This window comes from Campylobacter sp. CFSAN093226, from assembly GCF_012897595.1.
Lineage (GTDB): Bacteria > Campylobacterota > Campylobacteria > Campylobacterales > Campylobacteraceae > Campylobacter_D > Campylobacter_D jejuni.
The window spans coordinates 605,147-623,568 of the sequence record NZ_CP040608.1 but is presented as its reverse complement, the minus strand read 5'-3'; the positions used below and the strand labels follow the sequence as shown (position 1 = coordinate 623,568).

Sequence of the window (18,422 nt, the reverse complement as noted above, 5' to 3'; positions counted from 1 at the left end):
AAATGAAAGTATTATTAATCAAAGATGTAAAAGCACTTGGAAAAGCAGGAGAAATAAAAGAAGTAAAAGACGGCTATGGACAAAATTTCTTAATCGCTAAAGGCTTTGCTAAAGCAGCTACTAATGAAGTTTTAAGAAAATATGAAAGCGACAAGAAAAAAGAGGCTGAAAATTTACGCTTTGAAATCGCAAATTTAGAAAAACTCAAAGAAGAACTTAGCAAAATCACTCTTGAAATTTCAAAACCCGTAGGTGCAAATGGAAGTTTGTTTGGTGGCGTAACCAAAGATGAAATCGCTCACGCCCTAAAAGAACAAAGCCATATAGAAATCGATAAAAAAAGTTTAGAATGTGATACCTTAAAAAGCTTAGGAATCCACGAAGTAAGCGTAAAACTTGGACACGCAATCCATGCTAAATTTAACATAAATATAAAGGCAGAATAATGTTTCACGCAACAACGATTTTAGCTTACAAAGGTAAAAATAAATCCGTAATTGGCGGAGATGGACAAGTAAGCTTTGGAAATACGGTGCTAAAAGGCAATGCTGTAAAGATTAGAAAACTCAACAATGGCAAAGTTTTAGCAGGTTTTGCAGGATCAACAGCTGATGCTTTTAATCTTTTTGATATGTTTGAAAATCTCCTTCAAAGTTCTAAAGGCGATCTTTTAAAAGCAGCAATTGACTTTTCTAAAGAATGGAGAAAAGACAAATACCTAAGAAAACTTGAAGCCATGATGCTCGTACTTGATAGAAATCACATTTTTCTACTTTCTGGTACAGGCGATGTGGTCGAACCTGAAGATGGACAAATCGCAGCCATAGGAAGTGGTGGAAACTATGCGCTTTCAGCTGCTAGAGCCTTAGCAAAACATACCGATTTAGATGAAGAAGAACTTGTAAAATCAAGTCTTCAAATCGCAGGTGAAATTTGCATTTATACCAATACCAATATCAAAACTTATGTAATTGAGGATGAGAAATGAATCTAACTCCAAAAGAAATCGTTAAATTTTTAGATGATTATGTTATAGGACAAAAAAAAGCTAAAAAAATCATAGCTATAGCTTTAAGAAATCGCTACCGCAGAATGCAACTTAGCCCTGAGTTGCAAGATGATATAGTGCCAAAAAATATCTTGATGATAGGTTCTACAGGTGTAGGAAAAACAGAAATCGCTAGGCGTTTAGCTAAAATGATGGGTTTTCCTTTCATCAAAATCGAAGCAAGTAAATATACTGAAGTAGGTTTTGTAGGTCGTGATGTAGAAAGCATGGTAAGAGATCTTGCCAATGCGGCTTTAAATTTGGTAAAAAATGAGCAAAGAGAAAAAAACAAAGATAAAATCGATGAATTTATAGAAAATAAAATTTTAGAAAAACTTTTACCACCTTTACCAAAGGGTATCAGCGATGAAAAACAAGAAGAATATAAAAACAGTCTTGAAAAAATGAGAACTAAACTAAGAAATGGCGATCTTGATGAAAGCACCATAGAGATAGAAATTTCACAAAATATGTTTGATACCAATCCCAACCTACCTCCTGAAATGGGTGCAATGCAAGATATAGTTAAGGTTATAGGCGTTGGCAGTAAAAAAGTCAAAAAAGAAATGAAAATCAAAGACGCTAAAAATGCTTTAAAAAATGAAGCAGGAGAAAAAATCCTCGACCAAGAAAGCATCAAAAGCGAAGCCTTAAAAAGAGCGGAAAATGAAGGTATTATTTTTATTGATGAAATCGATAAAATCGCTGTTTCAAGCGGAAATTCAAACCGCCAAGATCCAAGTAAAGAAGGGGTGCAAAGAGACTTACTTCCTATAGTCGAGGGATCAAATGTACAAACAAAAATAGGTACTTTAAAAACCGATCATATTCTTTTTATCGCTGCAGGGGCTTTTCATCTTAGCAAACCAAGTGATCTTATCCCTGAACTGCAAGGACGCTTTCCTTTAAGAGTGGAATTAGATAGTCTTGATGATAAAGCTCTTTATGAAATTTTAACACGCCCTAAAAATTCACTTTTAAAACAATACTCTCAGCTTTTAAAAACTGAAAATTTAGAACTTGAATTTGATGATGAAGCCATTAAAGAAATAGCAAAAATAGCTTCAAGAGCCAATGAAGAAATGCAAGATATAGGTGCTAGACGCTTACATACTGTGATAGAAAAATTACTTGAAGATCTAAGTTTTGAAGCTGATGAGTATGCGGGTAAAAAATTCGTAGTGGATAAAAAAATGGTAGAAGAAAAACTCGGAGATATCATAGAAAATAAAGATCTTGCAAGGTATATTTTGTGAAAAGTGGCTTTGTTAGTATCATAGGGCGTACTAATGCAGGAAAAAGTACTTTAATCAATTCCTTATTAGAAGAAAAAATCGCCCTAGTTTCTCACAAACAAAACGCCACAAGGCGTAAAATCAAAGCCATAGTGATGCATGAAAAAAATCAAATCATTTTCATCGATACCCCAGGACTTCACGAAAGCGGTGCTACGCTTAATCAACTGCTTGTCCAAAGTGCTATTAAATCCATGGGGGATTGTGATGTGATTTTATTTGTGGCGAGTGTTTTTGATAGTACAAAAGACTATGAAAATTTTCTTAGTCTAAACCCACAAGTACCACATATCATCACTTTAAATAAAGTAGATTTAACCGACAATGCTACACTTTTAAAAAAACTTAGCGAATATGCAAAATTTAGCCAACATTTTAAGGCTATCATTCCTTATTCTTCTAAGAAAAAAAGCTATAAAAAAGGCTTGTTAGATGAGATAGTAAAATATCTTGACGAACATGAATATTTTTATGATCCTGAATTTTTAAGTGCGAGTAGCGAAAAAGAAATTTATAGAGATTTCATACTTGAAAGTATTTATGAAAATTTAAGCGATGAGCTTCCTTATAGTAGCGAAGTGCTTATCCATCGCACCAAAGACACACCTAATCTTTTAATCCTAGAAGCCAATATCATCACAGATACAAACTCTCACAAGGGTATGCTTATAGGAAAAGAAGGGGAAACTTTAAAAAGAATAGGCAAAGATGCACGCTTTAAAATTTCAAAACTTGCCCAAAAAAAGGTACTTTTAAAGCTTTTTGTAACAGTGAAAAAAAACTGGCAAAAAGATGAAGAATTTTTAAAAAAACTTCTAAATGATGAAAATTAATTCATTAAATAAAATAAATTTTATAAAATCTACAGATTTACTTTATGCTCAAAGAACGGGAATATCCAAAGAAGACGAACTTTTTAACAATTTAACTGCAGATTTTAAGCTAAGCAAACCCTTTGACTATCAAATAGCTTTTTTTAAACATAATGAAATTTATCATTGTTTTTTAGCACCTGTTTACAAATTGAAAAAAAGTCGTTTTTGCTTTCCCGAGCCTTTAATTTTTCAAGCTTTATTTGATGAAAGATTTATTGAGGAAAGTGATTATTGTGTTTTAAATTTATATGATCAAACTTTATATTTATATTTTTACCAAGAGGGAAAATTTATCAATCTTAAAAAAATCGAAAATTTCAACCCAAGCAATATGGATTTATTTTTTAAACAAAATCGATTTATAGAACTTTTAAAACACTATGAAAGCAAATTGCTACTTTATCAGGATTTGGATACAATCAAACATTACTTCTCATCTCAAATAAAATGTTTAAATCTAAATGATATTCTTGATAAAAATAGTTTATTGAAATTAAGTTCATATAGTATAAAAAATCTAGATCAAAATTGTAATTTTATCAAGCATAATAAAATAAAAATATCTATTTCTTTTAAAATTATATTAATATTTATTTTTAGCTTTAGTCTTAGCATGATGATTTTATTATTTAAAGATTTTATAGAGTACAAACAAAATAAGGAAATTCAAAATAAAAATTTTATCATACAAGAAGAAATTTCTAAACTAAAACAAGATAAGCAAAAATTATTAACAAACATACAAGATTTAAACTTTACTCTTTCCAATAAAATATCATCTACACAACAACAATTTCATATTTTATCCACCATAACAAAAGAAATCAATTTAGATAAAAATAAGGCAATCATTCTAAATCAAATCATATCATGGCTTAATTCCAATGAACTTAAAATCACAAATCTTGAATTTGAACAAACAAAAATCATTCTTTCTTTTATCGATGAAAACCACTTTAAAAGAGCATTAGAAAATCTAAATTCTACTTTTAAATTCCTTGATAAAAATGAAGAAACATTGAATATCATATTAGAAGTCATACATGAATAAAATAGAAGTATTTTTGCAAAATTTAAATCCTAGGGAAAAATTTCTTTTTATTTCTTTTATCTGCCTTTGTGCTTTGTTTTTAGCTTTTAAAATTCATGATCGCTTTTTGGAAGATATTTTTCAAAAAACATTAGTAGAACATAATTACCTTGCATTAAATGAAGCAAAAATAGAAAATTCACATCTTAAAGAAATAGAGACAAAGCTAACAAAACAGATAAAAACAGAGGAAGAAAAATTAAAATACTATAAAGAAAAATTGCATTTATTTTTTTATGATAAAGATTTTTTCAATAAAAAAATCAATAATTTATCCAAAAATTTAACCATTAATGAAATAAAATTTTCCCAAGAAAACAAAAATTTTATCCACTATAATTATGTTTTTCTAAGTTTAAATGGCAACTTTAAAGACTTACTCAATTTTATACAAAATTTAGAAAATCTTCCTATAGCTTTAAAAATTGATAAAATAAAACTATACAATACACAGGGTTTAAAATTAAAGCTTGATTTAATGTTTAAATTTGTTAATTTATAATAATATTAAAATATTATATTTTTAAATATTATTATAAAAAAAATATTTAAAAATATTGTAATTTAATTATTTTTCTATTACTATTAGTTAAAATATTTTAAGCATAAAAAAAAGAAAGGTATTGGGAAGTGACTAAACAAGAAATACAAAAACTCGATACAAATTTCCTAGGTCATCGCAAGCCCTTATTCTCTTTATCAATGGTAGAACTTTGGGAAAGATTTGCTTTTTATGGCATACGATCTTTACTTGTGCTTTTCATGGCAACAACCATAAGCAAAGGTAGACTTGGAATAAGCACTGAATACGCCTCGGCAATTTATGGCATTTTTGCAGGATGCTTGTATTTAGCAGCACTTCCTGGAGGCTGGATTACTGATAATTATTTAGGGCAAAAAAAGGCTTTATTTTTAGGTTCTTTTATTATAGCTTTAGGACATATTAGCATAGCCTTATCTATTTTAAGCACACCTATGTTTTTCCTAGGGCTTACTTTTATCGTTATTGGTACTGGATTTTTTAAAACTAACGCTTCTGTAACAGTTGGAATGTTGTATAAACAAAATGATACAAGATGCGATACTGGCTATACGATTTTTTATATAGGAATTAACATTGGAGCATTCATTGCTCCTCTTATATGTGGTTTTGTTCAAGCAAAATGGAATTATCATTTAGGATTTGTCATAGGAGGTTTAGGTATGCTAATCTCTTTGCTTATTTTATATTTTAAAGCTGCCCTTGAGCTTGAAGAATTTCATAAAAATTGAACCTTAAAGCAAAACTGGGAATAACCATTTAAAAAAGTAAAAAATTTAACTCTTATACTAAGTATAAGCTTGTTAAGTATTATTGGATTTTTTCTAATGTTTATTAATCTTGTAAATATTAATCCCATATAATACTATCAAAAAAACTTCTAATTGTAATTTTACTATGTTTGGTAATTTATTTCATATATCTTTTTGTTTTTAAAGCTTTAAATAAAAGAGAAAAACAGCAATTAACAATTTTAATTGTTTTATTCTTTGCAGCCACTTTTTTTTGGAGTGCTTTTGAACAAAAACCTACTGCTTATAATCTTTTTGCGCAAGATTTTACAAATAGAAATATTTTTGATTGGAAAATTCTAACAAACTGGTTTCAATCTTTTAATCCAATTTTTATCATCATACTTGCTCCTATAGCAAGTTATATTTGGATATTTTTAGAGAAAAAAAATATATATTTTTCTTCCATTGGAAAATTTACTTTAGGAATATTATTTGCCGGTATTGGTTTTATGATGATGACCTTTGCTTCACAAAATCTAATAAACAACAATGGTTTGCCAATATCCATGGCTTGGATTATCATAAGTATATTCTTTTTAACACTTGGGGAATTATGCGTGTCTCCTATTGGACTCTCTATAATGGCTAAGGTTGCCCCTGATTTAATCAAAAATCAAATCATGGGACTTTGGTTTGTAGCAAGTGCGCTTGGAAATTTTGTTGCAGGACTTATAGGAGGAAATGTCAATATTAAAAACATCGATCAACTTCCTAATATTTTTGGACAATGCATGTGGATGCTTTTTGTTGTAGCACTTTTGCTTTTTATTGCTAAAAAACCATCTTAACAAAAAAAATAAGCAATTATCTAACTAAACTTAAAATACAAAATACACCAAAGTTGAAAATTGATCTTAATATTTCTTTTTTTTATATTTGCAAAAAAGTAACATTATGATATAAATCATTTAAAAATATTACAAAGTTATACATATTTTTTAATTTCTTGTCTATAATTTATAAATAAAAATACACAAAGGATATAAATTGAGTAAAAATGTAAAAAATTTAGATACTTCATTTTTTGGACATCCAAAACCACTTTTATCTCTTTCACTTACTGAGCTTTGGGAAAGATTTTCTTTTTACGGAATTCGTCCCTTGCTTTACCTTTTTATGATAGCAAGTTTTGAAAAAAGTGGAATGAACTTAAAACCTGAAGAAGCAAGTGCAATTATGGGAATTTTTGCAAGTTGTTTATATCTTGCTGCTTTGCCAGGTGGATGGCTTGCGGACAATTACTTAGGACAAAAAAGAGCAATTTTACTAGGTGCTTTAACTATAGCATTTGGACATTTGTGCATAGCCTTTTCTTATTTTAACAATAAAATGATTTTTGTTGGTATGGTTTTTTTGGTTATAGGTACAGGACTTTTTAAAACTTGTGCTTCTGTAATGGTTGGAATGCTTTATAAAAAAAATGATGCAAGGCGTGACTCTGGTTTTACTCTTTTTTATATGTGCTTTAATTTTGGTGCTTTTGTAGCTCCTTTAATTTGCGGCTTTTTACAAAAAGAATACGGATGGCATTTTGGTTTTGGTGCAGGTGGGATTGGTATGCTTTTAGCGGTAATTATTTTCTACCTAAAAACTATGCCTGATTTAAAAGAATTTGATGAAAAAGTTGGCATAGACTCTACTTGGGATAGACCAAGCAAAAAAAGCAAAAACGCATTTTACATCATCATTGTATCAGGTATTGTTTTGCTTGGAGCAATATTTTTAATCCTTGGTGGTTTTATAAAATTAGATGCACAAGTTATTAATAAAAATATTATTCTAACTATCTTAGCTTGTGCTGGAATTTATTTTTTATATCTTTTCGCTTTTACTTCTTTAAAAATAGAAGAAAAAAGAAATTTAATTATTTTTATTGTTTTATTTTTAGCGGCTGCGTTATTTTGGTCAGTATATGAGCAACAATACACTTCTTTTAATTTTTTTGCAGAAAAATTAACAGATAAAACCATATTAAATTATGAAATTCCTACAATATGGTTTCAATCTCTTGGAGGTTTATTTGTTATACTTTTTGCACCTTTTAGTGCTTTTATATGGACTATATGTGCCAAAAATAATAAAGAAATTTCATCTATTATTAAATTTGCATTAGGACTTTTGGGTGCAGCTTTGGCATTTTTAATAATGGCTTTAGCTTCAAATCATGCAATTAGTTTAAATGGCGATGCTAATACATTAAGAGAAAATTTAGAAAATTCATCACAAATTATTTTAGTTTCACCTTGGTGTCTTGTCAGTAGCTTTTTGCTTATGGTTTTAGGAGAGCTTTGCCTTTCCCCTGTGGGACTTTCTATAATGACAAAAATTGCACCTAATTTAATTAAATCTCAAGTCATGGGACTTTGGTTTGTAGCAAGTGCATTAGGCAATGCTTTAGCTGGATTCATAGGTGGTAAAGCAAGTGAAGAAAATATAGCTTATTTGCCAAATTTATTTTACCAATGTATGTGGATATTACTTGGTGCTGTTATAATTTTACTTATACTCAAAAAACCTATCAATAAAATACTAAAAAATTAATATTAAGGAGAAAATATGAGTATTTACAAACAAAGAGTATTAGAACTTAGAAGATTAATGAAAGAAAATAATATTGACGCCTATCTCATCTTAAGCGCGGATCCGCATTTGAGCGAATATTTACCAGAATATTACAAAAACAGAGTCTTTATCAGTGGCTTTAAGGGTTCTGTTGGAACAGTTCTTATCACACAAGAAGAGGGCTTTTTGTGGGTAGATGGAAGATATTGGCTTCAAGCACAAAAGGAATTAGAAGGTAGTGGCATACTTTTACAAAAGCAAGATGCTAAAAATACTTTTACCAAATGGTTGGAAAAAAATTTAAGCGAAGATCAAATTTTAGGCATCGATTTTGCACTTTTACCTTTATCTTTGCAAAAAGATTTAAAGATTAATTGCAAGGCAAATTTAAAACATATAGATTTGATAAGTCCACTTTGGAAAGATCGTCCCACTTTACCACAAGAAAAAATTTATGAACACGAACTAGAATACTGCTCTTACTCAAGAAAAGAAAAATTAGCATTAGTGCGTCAAAAAATGAAAAATTTAAATGTTACCTCTCATTTAATCTCCAGCCTTGATGATATAGCTTGGCTTACAAATTTAAGAGGGAATGATGTAAATTATAATCCTGTATTTTTAAGTCATTTGCTAATCTTGGAAGACAAAGCCTTGCTTTTTGTTGATCAGAAAAAAGTAAATTCAGAACTTGAAAAAAAATTAAATTTAGATGGGTTTTGGCTTAAAAATTATGATAAAATCATCATGGAGCTTGAAGAACTTGCAAATACAAATTTGCTTATTGAACCTTCAAAAATGACCGCTTTACTCATAAATTCTTTAGATAAAAGCGTAAAAATCATTCAAGAAATTAATCCAAGCACTCACTTAAAAGCAGCTAAAAATACAAAAGAAATAGCGCATATACAAGATGCTATGATAGAAGATGGAGTGGCTTTATGTAAATTTTTTGCCTGGCTTGAAGAAGCGATAAAAAATAAAGAACTAATAAGCGAATTAGACATAGATGTTAAAGCAAGCGAATTTAGAGCACAAAGCAAGTACTACATAAGTGATAGTTTTGCCACTATAGCAGGCTTTAACGAAAATGCAGCATATCCACATTATAAAGCCACAAAAGAGAGTTTTGCTTATCTTAAAAAAGATGGGCTTTTACTTATTGATTCTGGTGGACAATATAAAAACGGCACAACAGATATTACACGCGTTGTACCAATAGGAAAGGCTAATGCAGAACAAATTCATGACTATACCTTGGTTTTAAAAGCACATATTGCCATTTCCAGTGCAATTTTTCCAAAAGATATAACTATGCCCTTACTTGATGCAATCACACGCGCACCTTTATGGAAAGAACAAATTGACTATATACACGGCACAGGACATGGCGTGGGATATTTTTTAAATGTCCATGAAGGTCCACAAGTTTTATCTTATCTATCCCCTGTGCTTGAAAAAACAAAAGCCAAAGAAGGTATGCTAACCTCCATAGAGCCAGGTATTTATAAAGTAGGTAAATGGGGTATAAGACTTGAAAATTTAGTTATTCATACCAAAGTAGAAAATCCTAAAAATAAAGATTTTGGAGAGTTTTTATACTTTAAACCTGTTACTCTTTGTCCTTTTGAAATATCTTGTATTGATACAAAAATGTTAGATGAAAAAGAAAAAGAATGGTTAAACAATTATCACAAAGAAGTATTTGAAAAACTTTCTCCTAAGCTAGGTGATTATCCAAAAGCTCTAGTTTGGCTTGAAAAAAGAACAAAAGCCATCTTTTAAGATACTTTTGTTAACATAGATAAATTTTCCTTGTATTAAACTTATAATTTGTTTAATACAAGATTTTTAAACCAATTGCTAAAAAAGTTTTTTTTGAAAAACTCAATTTACAACTAAAAATTATTTAAAATATCCAAGTTCAATCATTTTTTGATAAATTTTAGCTACAGTTGCCCCTGAAGTAATATTTCTCCCACCATGTTCCAAAAGAACGGTAACTACATATTTTGGCTTAGAATAAGGAGCATAAGAAGTAAGCCACGCATGAGATCTAGTATAATACTCAAATTGTTTTTCATCAACCCTATTTTTATCTGTTTGTGAAAATCCCACAACCTGAGCAGTTCCTGTTTTTGCTGCAACTTTCACATCAAGATTATGCAAATAACGATAAGAGGTTCCTCCTTGCTCATTAGCAACAGCATACATTGCATCTCTTATATAAGGCAATTGACTCTTTTCAAATAAAGTAAAAATTTCTTTTTTATTTTCATCCATTTGATTTTCTATAGTTGTATTATTATTTTCTATGCTTTTTAAAAAATGAGGTATAACCTCTCCACTTTTTGCGATTTGAGCCGTATATCTAGCAATTTGCATAGGTGTTGCAAGAAAATTACCTTGACCTATAGCTGTATTTAAAGTATCACCTTGAAACCAAGATTGTCTATATCTTTGCATCTTCCATTCTTTGCTTGGTAAAGTTCCTACAAATTCACTAGGTAAATCTACCCCTGTTTTCACTCCAAAGCCAATGCGAGATAAAGTTTCACTTATTTGATCGATTCCAACTTGCAAACTGCCATTATAAAAATAAACATCACAACTATATTTTATCGCATGTTTTAAATCCACAGGTCCATGGCCTGATCGATTCCAACATCTAAAAAACCTGCCTCCAAGCTCAATGCTTCCATTGCAAACATAATGAGTCGACGGGCTAATATTTTTAGAATTTAAAAAAGAAAGCCCTACTCCCATTTTTACAACAGAACCTGGAGGATAATATCCATTTATAAGTTTATTTGTAAAAGGATGATCAAGACTATTTGAAAGCTCATCCCAATCCTTAAAAGAAATCCCTGTTACAAAAGGATTAAGATCATATTCAGGGAAACTCCCTGCAGCTAAAATAGATCCATCATTTACATTCATAATTATAGCAGCTCCAGCATTCCCTTCAAACAATGAAGTTAAATAAGACTGAAGCTCTATATCTATCGTAAGTTCTATATCATTAGACATAGCAGGAGTGTAAGAAAGCTGTTCTACTTCTTGATTTAAGGCATTAACCTTATAAACCCTAGTTCCTTTTTCTCCTTGTAAAATATCATTATAATAGCGTTCTATACCGCTTTTTCCCGTATAGTTAGAAAGTTTTGCTATTTCATTTTCTTGAACATCTTGCAAATTTGCCTTACCTACATACCCAATAATATGCGAAGCCAATTTTCCAAAAGGATATTTTCTTTTTACAACAGGATCTATTTTTATTGTTTTATTAAGATTTAACTCTGAATAATGCGAAATAATCTCATCATAGGGTATAAAATCTACTACTTTAATAAAATCTTGATTATAGTAAGAATCATTTCTCTTATAAATTTCTGCTAATTTACTAGCATTTAAATCGGGAAATAAATTTGTAAGTTCAGATAATTCTTTATCCAAAATTCCTTTATTTGACTTTTTAATACTTAAATAAGGTTTAATAGAAATACTAAAACCCAAATCATTAATAGCCAATAAAGTTCCATTTCTATCTGTAATTTGACCCCTAACAGGTGGTAAAAATTCAGTTTTTATGGCATTTTGTTTAGCAAGCTCTTCATAATATACATTTGATTTTATACTCAAATAATACACACGACTTAATAAAAATATAAAAAACAATAGTATAAATCCAACAACTAAACGCATTCTCATTTAAATTTTACCTTTAAAAAACACATAAGCTAAACAACATTCTATAAAAACTGAAACAATATACGCCCATCCTAAAATTTTAATTTTTTCATCTCCAATATAAGACAATATCATATCCAAAAACAAAATAATGCCGTAAGCACAAAGCACAAAAACAACAGGGATAAATTTACCAATTTTTAAATTTGTCTTAATCCAATCTGCACAAAGATAATAAAAAATAAAAAATGCCAACCAAGATGAAAAAATAAAAAAATTATAAGTTATATCAGTAAAAAATAAAAAAAATAAAGAAAAATACCATCTAAAATCAAGCTTTGAAAAAGTTCTTTCTCTCTCTTCTAGTAAGCAAAACATATAACAGAAAAAAATCCCATAAAGTAACGGGGTATATACAAAAGTCGAACCAAGAATCTGATAAATTAGAAAAAAAAATCCTAAAAAGACATAAGCTCCATTAAATTTTGCTTTATAAGCACTTAAATTTCTTCTCATTTATCAAGACCTAAAGTTTGATTGATAATAATATCTTCTAAAGAATCAAGGCCAAATTTATTCAAATTTGAAACTAAAATAGAGTCTTTAAATTCATTTTTTAACTTAGCTTTTTCACTTTGATTTAATTTATCGCATTTGGTAAAAACTTTTAAAATTTTTTGATCAGGTCGTAAAAATCTTTTCAAATAGTCATTTAAATTTACATCGATCTCTAAATGAGTATGTCTTGAGTCGATTAAATGTATAAATAACTTTATCGAGGTTCTTAATTTTAAAAATTCATCTAAGTTTTGATTCCATATTTCTTTTAAATTTTTAGAAACCTTTGCATAACCAAACCCTGGCAAATCGATAAAATTGATATTAAATTTTTCTTCATTTCTTCTGCAAATTACTTCGAAAAAATTTATAAGCTGAGTTTTTCCAGGAGTTGCCGAACTTTTGGCTAAATTTTTTTGTTTACACAAAGAATTGATTAAAGAACTTTTTCCGACATTAGAACGCCCCAAAAATGCTACTTCACTAAAATTTGAGCTCAAATTCTCATCAAATTTCACTAAAGAAGTGATAAATTTAGCACTAATTATCATTTGTCTTTAAGATCAAACACAAAACGAGCAGGTTTTTGATCCTTACTCTCCACTCGATAAATATTAGCTTTTCTATCGACTATTATTTTATCACCAAAAAGTTTTTGATTGCTTCCAAGCTCATTTATATAAGCATGACCATTAATCTCGTAAGTATCTTTAATAACATTATAAATAAATTTATCTCCACTACCTTTATAAGTTTTACCTTTTAAAACAATCTTAAACCTAGCATTTTGCATTGCTTCATAACGAATAGGTTTGCGATTTTTATCCGTATAAATAATCAATTTTTCAGAATTTAAAATATCATCACCTCTAATTACTTCTACATTTCCACTAAGAATACTTTCACCCTTATTTTCATCTGAGTAAAAATTTAAAGCTTTTACTTCAATTTGAGTTGCCCAAGTTACACTTACACAAACTAACAATAAAATTATTTGTCTTGCAACCACGCGTTTACTCCTTGGATATTTAAAATTTTGTTTTTTACATCATAGTTTAAAGTATTTCCGTTAATAATACTTCCATTGATCAGAGCTTTAAAATTAGTATTTGTGTGTAAAATTTTATCCTTAGGTTGGTATTCTACCTCTTGAGAAATAATTTTGACATTATTAGAACCTATATAAGTAACATTTCCTTCAAACAAAACCTTGCTCATATCTTTATTGAAAAACTCTAAACGATTCGCGCTAAGATTAAAATCTAAATTTAAAGTAATAAAATCATTAAATTCATCTCTATCTGCATATCTCACCCAAGAATTTGCCTTATAATATGCCTTAATTATACTAGTATTACTCTCATAAGCTTTCAAATTTTTAGCCTCAATATTTTTAAAATTTAAAGCATTAGTTTGCAAATTCAAAGAATACGGATCTTGCAAACTTAAAATCGTAAAAGTAATTGTAAAAAGAGCAATTAAAATTCCAAAAATTTTTATAGCCAAAGCTTATTCCATTCTTCTTCTAGATGATTTTTTTCTACTAAAATTTCTATCATCTGTGCTACAGCAGCCTTACCACCTTTTTTGCTAAGCACTATGTCTACATTTAAATCTTTATGACCATCTTTTGGCTTAAAACTAAGTCCTACACTTTCAAGCAAAGCCTTATCGTTAAAATAATCTCCAATAGCCGCACACTGAGAAAAATCTAAATTAAGTTTTTGTAAAATTTCTTTTGCACAAGCTAACTTATCCTTGATACCTTGATATAAAATTTTTATTTTTAAATCTTTAGCTCTTTTTTCAACACAAGGACAATTTCTACCTGTAATAATAGCAATTTTTTTACCAAGCTTTAGCCAAGCCTCGATAGCCGCTCCATCTTTTACATTAAATTCTTTAATAAATTCTCCATTAGAAGTATAAATAATCTTCCCATCAGTTAAACAGCCATCTACATCCAAAAAAATCAATTCTGTCATAATTTCTACTCTCTTACAACAAATGCACCTGCAAATGCACCACTTGCAGCAAAATCCCTTGCTTCATCTTCACTTCTAAAGCCTGTTAAGAAAACGCGATTTAACCCATCCACTGAGCTTGTGCGTATAGTAGAGCTATAAGTTCTATAAGTTTTATATCTTGCTGCTATCGTTTGTGCTCCAGCTGGGTTTTTAAAGGCTCCAATTTGAACCATGAAATTTCCACCTTCATAAATTTGTCCATTATTTGCAATCTCTCCACTATTTCCATAGTTTACATTAGAATGTACAATATTATTACCCGAATTACTTGATCCAAACCCTATAACCTCAAGCCTTACTGGAGCTGTTCCTGAAGCAATCATATCAATTTGACTAGCAGCTCCTTTTGATAAATCTATAATACGATTATTTACAAAAGGACCTCTATCATTCACACGAACGGTAACTTGACGATTGTTATTTAGATTGGTTACTTTTAAGATGGTATTCATAGGTAAAGTTTTATGAGCCGCGGTTAAAGCATTTTGATTATAGGTTTCGCCATTAGAGGTTTTCTTGCCGTGAAAGCCTGGCCCATACCAACTCGCAATACCATCAGCAGTTTCGCCTACTGCTACAACAGTAGGATAATAAGTTTTACCGTTGATAGTATAAGGCTTCATTGTTCCTTTAGTCCCTGAAGAACTAGGACTGCTTTTAAAATCATTTGAAGGATAATACACTTGAGCATTATCCAAGCTAGAAAAAAAACTAGTGCCTAAACAACCACTAAAAAATAAAGCCCCTAGACTAACGGCTGACAACTTTAGTGTAATTGTTTTTATTTGCATTTTTATTCTCCTTGATTGGTATAATTAATTTTTGATTAATGCTAAGATGATTTTTTGCTATTTTATTGAATTCTCGAATTTCATCAACACTTATATTATAATTTTTTGCTATTTTATATAAAGAGTCACCAGACTTAACGGTATAAGTTCTTGTCATAGGTATAGTTGTATCAACCTTCGCAAGTTTTTCTGCTTTAAAATTTTTATCAAAAAATGCTACTTTATTAAGTGGTATATACATATAATACCCTTTACCAGGAGGCGTAAAATTATGTTTAAATTGTGGATTATATTTCTTAAAAGTTGCAAGATCCATATTTAAATTTTTAGCTATTTCTTTTAAAGATGCAGAAGAAGGCACATCAACTTTTGCAAATTCATTGCTTAAAGCATAATTCATTAAAGACGCATCTTTATCTAGTAAAAAATCCCTATCATTAGCTAAAAAAGCAAGCGTTAAAATCTTTCTTATAAAATTTCTAGTTTCTAAAGAAAGATATTTCTTATCAGGGTTCAATAAAACACTTAAATCATCACTTCCTGCTTGCTTGATAGCTTGTCTTAGCTTGCCATTTCCGCAATTATAAGCTAAAAGTGCTAAATACCATTTGCCAAATTCTTCTTTTAACTCTTTTAAATAATTTGTAGCGGCATAAGTTGACTTGACCGGATCACGCCTTTCATCAACATAAGCATCGATTCTTAAACCCAAATTTCTAGCTGTTGGTTGCATAAATTGCCAAACCCCTACAGCCTTGGCATTAGAAACACTATGAGTTTTCAAGCCTGATTCAACCATAGCTAGATACAAAATCTCATCAGGAACTTCCTGCTGGGCTAAAATTTTTCTTATCATAGGAGTAACTTTTGAAAAATTTTGCATACTATCTATTAAAGTTTGAGCATGTTTTGATTTTATATCTTGTTGAGTTTGCACAAAAATCAAATCACTAATAAAACTTGGATTAATATCTAAATTTCTTAAAACATTCATTTGTCTTTCATAAAATTCAGGAGTATTAATTTGCGCAAAAAGAAAATTAAAGCATATTAAAAAACACAATAAAATTTTTTTCATTAATAACCTTTAAAAAATAATTTTTCAGAATTGTTAAAACAAATTTCTAGAAGCTCTTTTCTTGATAAATTCAATACTTCACACATTTTGTTTACTACAAATTGAGTTAACAAAGGTTCATTTCTTTTACCACGATAAGGCTCTGGAGTAAGATATGGAGCATCAGTTTCAAGTAGTAGTTTATCTTTTGGAATTTTAGGCAAAATCTCAACTAATTTCTTAGCATTTTTAAAAGTTAAAACTCCCCCAATACCAAAATAAAATCCCTCTTCAAAAAGAGTTAGCAAATGTTCGCTTGCATTAAAGCAGTGTAAAACTCCTCCTACAAGATCCTTAGAATACCCATGTAAAATCTCATAAGTATCATGATTTGCTTCTCTTGAGTGAATGATAACAGGTTTTTTAAATTCAATAGCAAGCTCAAGCTGTGCAATAAAAATCTTTTTTTGATTTTCTTTTTCTTTTTGAATTTCTTCAGCAAGATCACTTTTAAAACGGAAATAATCAAGCCCACATTCACCTACAGCTACACACTTTTCATCGCATAAATACTGTCTTAAAATTTTCTCATCATAATTATCAATTTCATAAGGATGCACCCCTGCTGCAAAAAAAATATTTTTATATTTATGAGCAATTGTAGCTGCATAAGGCAAGTCTTTTATATCAGCACCAGGTATGATGATTTTCTCTATACCATTTTTAAAAGCACGATTTAAAGTTTCATCTAAATCATCTTTAAATGCTTCACTGTCTAGATGGCAATGCGTATCAACAATCCTTAAACCATCTTGAAAATCAAGATTTAAGAACATACTTCAACTCTATCCTTGCCATTATCTTTTGCTTGAGACAATATTTTACTTGCTTTATCAGCCAAAGAATCAATCTTATCTCCACTTTTTCCAAAAACCACGCCTATAGAAGCTGTAAAAAAGACTTCATCTAAATTAACTAAAACACCAGCCTTTTTTATATTTACTCGTATACGAGAAAAGATTTTAATCGCTCTTTCTTGGGATATATTTTTAAGCAAAATACAAATTTTTTCTGCACTATATCTACCTACAAGATCTCTTCCTTTAGTTTCATTGACTATTTCATTGGCGCAGATTTTAATTACTTCATCACCAACTTCACGGCCGTATTCATCGTTAATCATTTGAAGATTATCTATATCTAAAAAAGCAAAAGCAAATTCCTCGTCTTTTGTTGCTATTTCGTTAAAATAATCATCTATTCCATCAATTAAAGCATTATAATTTTTAACCCCAGATACAGGATCTAAAACATTATAAGTGCTTAAAAATTTTTTATCATCCATGTAAGATAAACAACGATCTAAGCGACAATTAAAACTTTCCTTGCTTAAAGGCTTAAACAAATACTCATTAACTCCATTTTTAAAAGAATTCGCTTCAAATGAATCATTATGATCCCCCAAAAGAATCACACCTAATTCATCATCACTAAAACGTTCTCTTACTTGAGTCAAAAGCTCAAAACCGCTAATTACTGGCATATTGACATCTGCTATAATAAGCTTAACATCATTATTATCATTTAAATAACTCATTGCTTCTTCACCATGAGCCGCAGCTAAAACATTAAATTGTCTTTGAGTAAGTATTTTTTTAATTTCATTACGTTCAGGTAGCTTGCTCATAGCTACAATCACTTTAGTTTTTGCATATTGATTAAGTTTTACAATAGAACTAATAATCTCATCAATGCAAGTTTCACTTTCTTTAAAAATATAATCTAATATATCTTTATCCATAAATTTTTCTTTAGTAGCCTTATCACCACTAGCCGTAAGAACAATAGCAGGAATTTTCTTTTCTATAACATAATCCACAACTTCACCATTTGGGGCATCTGGCAAGCATAAATCCACAAAAGCTAAAAAATAATCATTATTCATTAACTCCTTAGCTTCAGCAAAACCAAAAGCAATATCTACCTCATAATCTAAAGTCATTTGAATTTTTTTAGCCAAAAGTTTGCCGAGCATTTTATTGTCATCAATAATTAAAATTTTCTTATTCATAGTGTGTAAAATACCTTTATATC

The 18,422-nt window shown here is 29.5% G+C and carries 18 protein-coding genes and 1 pseudogene; 9 read left to right on the top strand and 10 right to left on the bottom strand.

What is annotated here, in order from left to right; translation table 11 throughout:
* Nucleotides 1–2: 2 nt before the first annotated feature.
* From rplI to FBF02_RS03255, 9 genes and pseudogenes are all read left to right on the top strand, one after another.
* A complete protein-coding gene (gene rplI / locus FBF02_RS03295) occupies nt 3–446 on the top strand; it encodes a 50S ribosomal protein L9 (protein ID WP_002781628.1) in 444 nt (147 codons plus the stop codon).
* Nucleotides 446–988, top strand: a complete 543-nt coding sequence (gene hslV, locus FBF02_RS03290) for an ATP-dependent protease subunit HslV (protein WP_002781630.1) — start codon at nt 446–448, stop codon at nt 986–988. Before rplI ends, hslV begins: the two co-directional genes overlap by 1 nt.
* On the top strand, nt 985–2,304 hold the full coding sequence (gene hslU / locus FBF02_RS03285) for an ATP-dependent protease ATPase subunit HslU (RefSeq protein WP_002852226.1): 1,320 nt from the start codon (nt 985–987) through the stop codon (nt 2,302–2,304). The genes hslV and hslU overlap by 4 nt, the downstream gene beginning before the upstream one ends.
* Entirely contained in the window at nt 2,301–3,176 is an 876-nt protein-coding gene (era, locus tag FBF02_RS03280; RefSeq protein ID WP_002858591.1) for a GTPase Era, read from the top strand. Before hslU ends, era begins: the two co-directional genes overlap by 4 nt.
* Nucleotides 3,163–4,269: a hypothetical protein gene (locus FBF02_RS03275; protein WP_021034203.1), complete on the top strand. Its 1,107-nt coding sequence runs from the start codon at nt 3,163–3,165 to the stop codon at nt 4,267–4,269. The genes era and FBF02_RS03275 overlap by 14 nt, the downstream gene beginning before the upstream one ends.
* Nucleotides 4,262–4,810 (top strand): hypothetical protein, encoded by a 549-nt coding sequence (locus FBF02_RS03270; protein WP_002852208.1) that lies wholly within the window; start codon nt 4,262–4,264, stop codon nt 4,808–4,810. The genes FBF02_RS03275 and FBF02_RS03270 overlap by 8 nt, the downstream gene beginning before the upstream one ends.
* A 128-nt stretch (nt 4,811–4,938) precedes the next feature.
* Nucleotides 4,939–6,459: pseudogene (locus tag FBF02_RS09200) on the top strand (peptide MFS transporter).
* Nucleotides 6,460–6,630: 171 nt separating this feature from the next.
* Nucleotides 6,631–8,184: a peptide MFS transporter gene (locus tag FBF02_RS03260; RefSeq protein ID WP_002852058.1), complete on the top strand. Its 1,554-nt coding sequence runs from the start codon at nt 6,631–6,633 to the stop codon at nt 8,182–8,184.
* Between the two features lie 15 nt (nt 8,185–8,199).
* Nucleotides 8,200–9,990: an aminopeptidase P family protein gene (locus FBF02_RS03255; protein WP_002852238.1), complete on the top strand. Its 1,791-nt coding sequence runs from the start codon at nt 8,200–8,202 to the stop codon at nt 9,988–9,990.
* Between the two features lie 120 nt (nt 9,991–10,110).
* Here the strand turns inward: FBF02_RS03255 and mrdA are convergent, their stop codons facing one another.
* Genes mrdA through cbrR form a run of 10 tightly spaced genes read right to left on the bottom strand, consistent with a single transcriptional unit; the run spans nt 10,111 to nt 18,399 of the window.
* Nucleotides 10,111–11,916 carry a penicillin-binding protein 2 gene (gene mrdA / locus FBF02_RS03250; RefSeq protein ID WP_002852196.1) on the bottom strand — a complete coding sequence of 602 codons (1,806 nt, stop codon included), beginning with the start codon at nt 11,914–11,916 and terminating at the stop codon, nt 10,111–10,113.
* Entirely contained in the window at nt 11,917–12,411 is a 495-nt protein-coding gene (locus tag FBF02_RS03245) for a membrane protein (RefSeq protein ID WP_002852364.1), read from the bottom strand.
* A complete protein-coding gene (yihA, locus tag FBF02_RS03240; protein ID WP_002852258.1) occupies nt 12,408–13,004 on the bottom strand; it encodes a ribosome biogenesis GTP-binding protein YihA/YsxC in 597 nt (198 codons plus the stop codon). Before yihA ends, FBF02_RS03245 begins: the two co-directional genes overlap by 4 nt.
* Nucleotides 13,001–13,462 carry an LptA/OstA family protein gene (locus FBF02_RS03235; protein ID WP_002852252.1) on the bottom strand — a complete coding sequence of 154 codons (462 nt, stop codon included), beginning with the start codon at nt 13,460–13,462 and terminating at the stop codon, nt 13,001–13,003. Before FBF02_RS03235 ends, yihA begins: the two co-directional genes overlap by 4 nt.
* Nucleotides 13,444–13,959 carry a membrane protein gene (locus tag FBF02_RS03230; RefSeq protein ID WP_002855039.1) on the bottom strand — a complete coding sequence of 172 codons (516 nt, stop codon included), beginning with the start codon at nt 13,957–13,959 and terminating at the stop codon, nt 13,444–13,446. The genes FBF02_RS03235 and FBF02_RS03230 overlap by 19 nt, the downstream gene beginning before the upstream one ends.
* Complete coding sequence (locus FBF02_RS03225; protein WP_002858506.1) at nt 13,950–14,438, bottom strand: HAD-IIIA family hydrolase; 489 nt, start codon at nt 14,436–14,438, stop codon at nt 13,950–13,952. Before FBF02_RS03225 ends, FBF02_RS03230 begins: the two co-directional genes overlap by 10 nt.
* Nucleotides 14,439–14,443: 5 nt before the next feature.
* Nucleotides 14,444–15,271, bottom strand: a complete 828-nt coding sequence (locus FBF02_RS03220; RefSeq protein WP_002852227.1) for a septal ring lytic transglycosylase RlpA family protein — start codon at nt 15,269–15,271, stop codon at nt 14,444–14,446.
* Nucleotides 15,231–16,349, bottom strand: coding sequence for a lytic transglycosylase domain-containing protein (locus tag FBF02_RS03215; protein WP_002852087.1), 1,119 nt, complete (start codon nt 16,347–16,349; stop codon nt 15,231–15,233). Before FBF02_RS03215 ends, FBF02_RS03220 begins: the two co-directional genes overlap by 41 nt.
* Nucleotides 16,349–17,164, bottom strand: coding sequence for a TatD family hydrolase (locus tag FBF02_RS03210; RefSeq protein ID WP_002858473.1), 816 nt, complete (start codon nt 17,162–17,164; stop codon nt 16,349–16,351). The genes FBF02_RS03215 and FBF02_RS03210 overlap by 1 nt, the downstream gene beginning before the upstream one ends.
* On the bottom strand, nt 17,155–18,399 hold the full coding sequence (cbrR, locus tag FBF02_RS03205; RefSeq protein ID WP_002858608.1) for a bile resistance response regulator CbrR: 1,245 nt from the start codon (nt 18,397–18,399) through the stop codon (nt 17,155–17,157). The genes FBF02_RS03210 and cbrR overlap by 10 nt, the downstream gene beginning before the upstream one ends.
* Between the last annotated feature and the right edge of the window lie 23 nt (nt 18,400–18,422).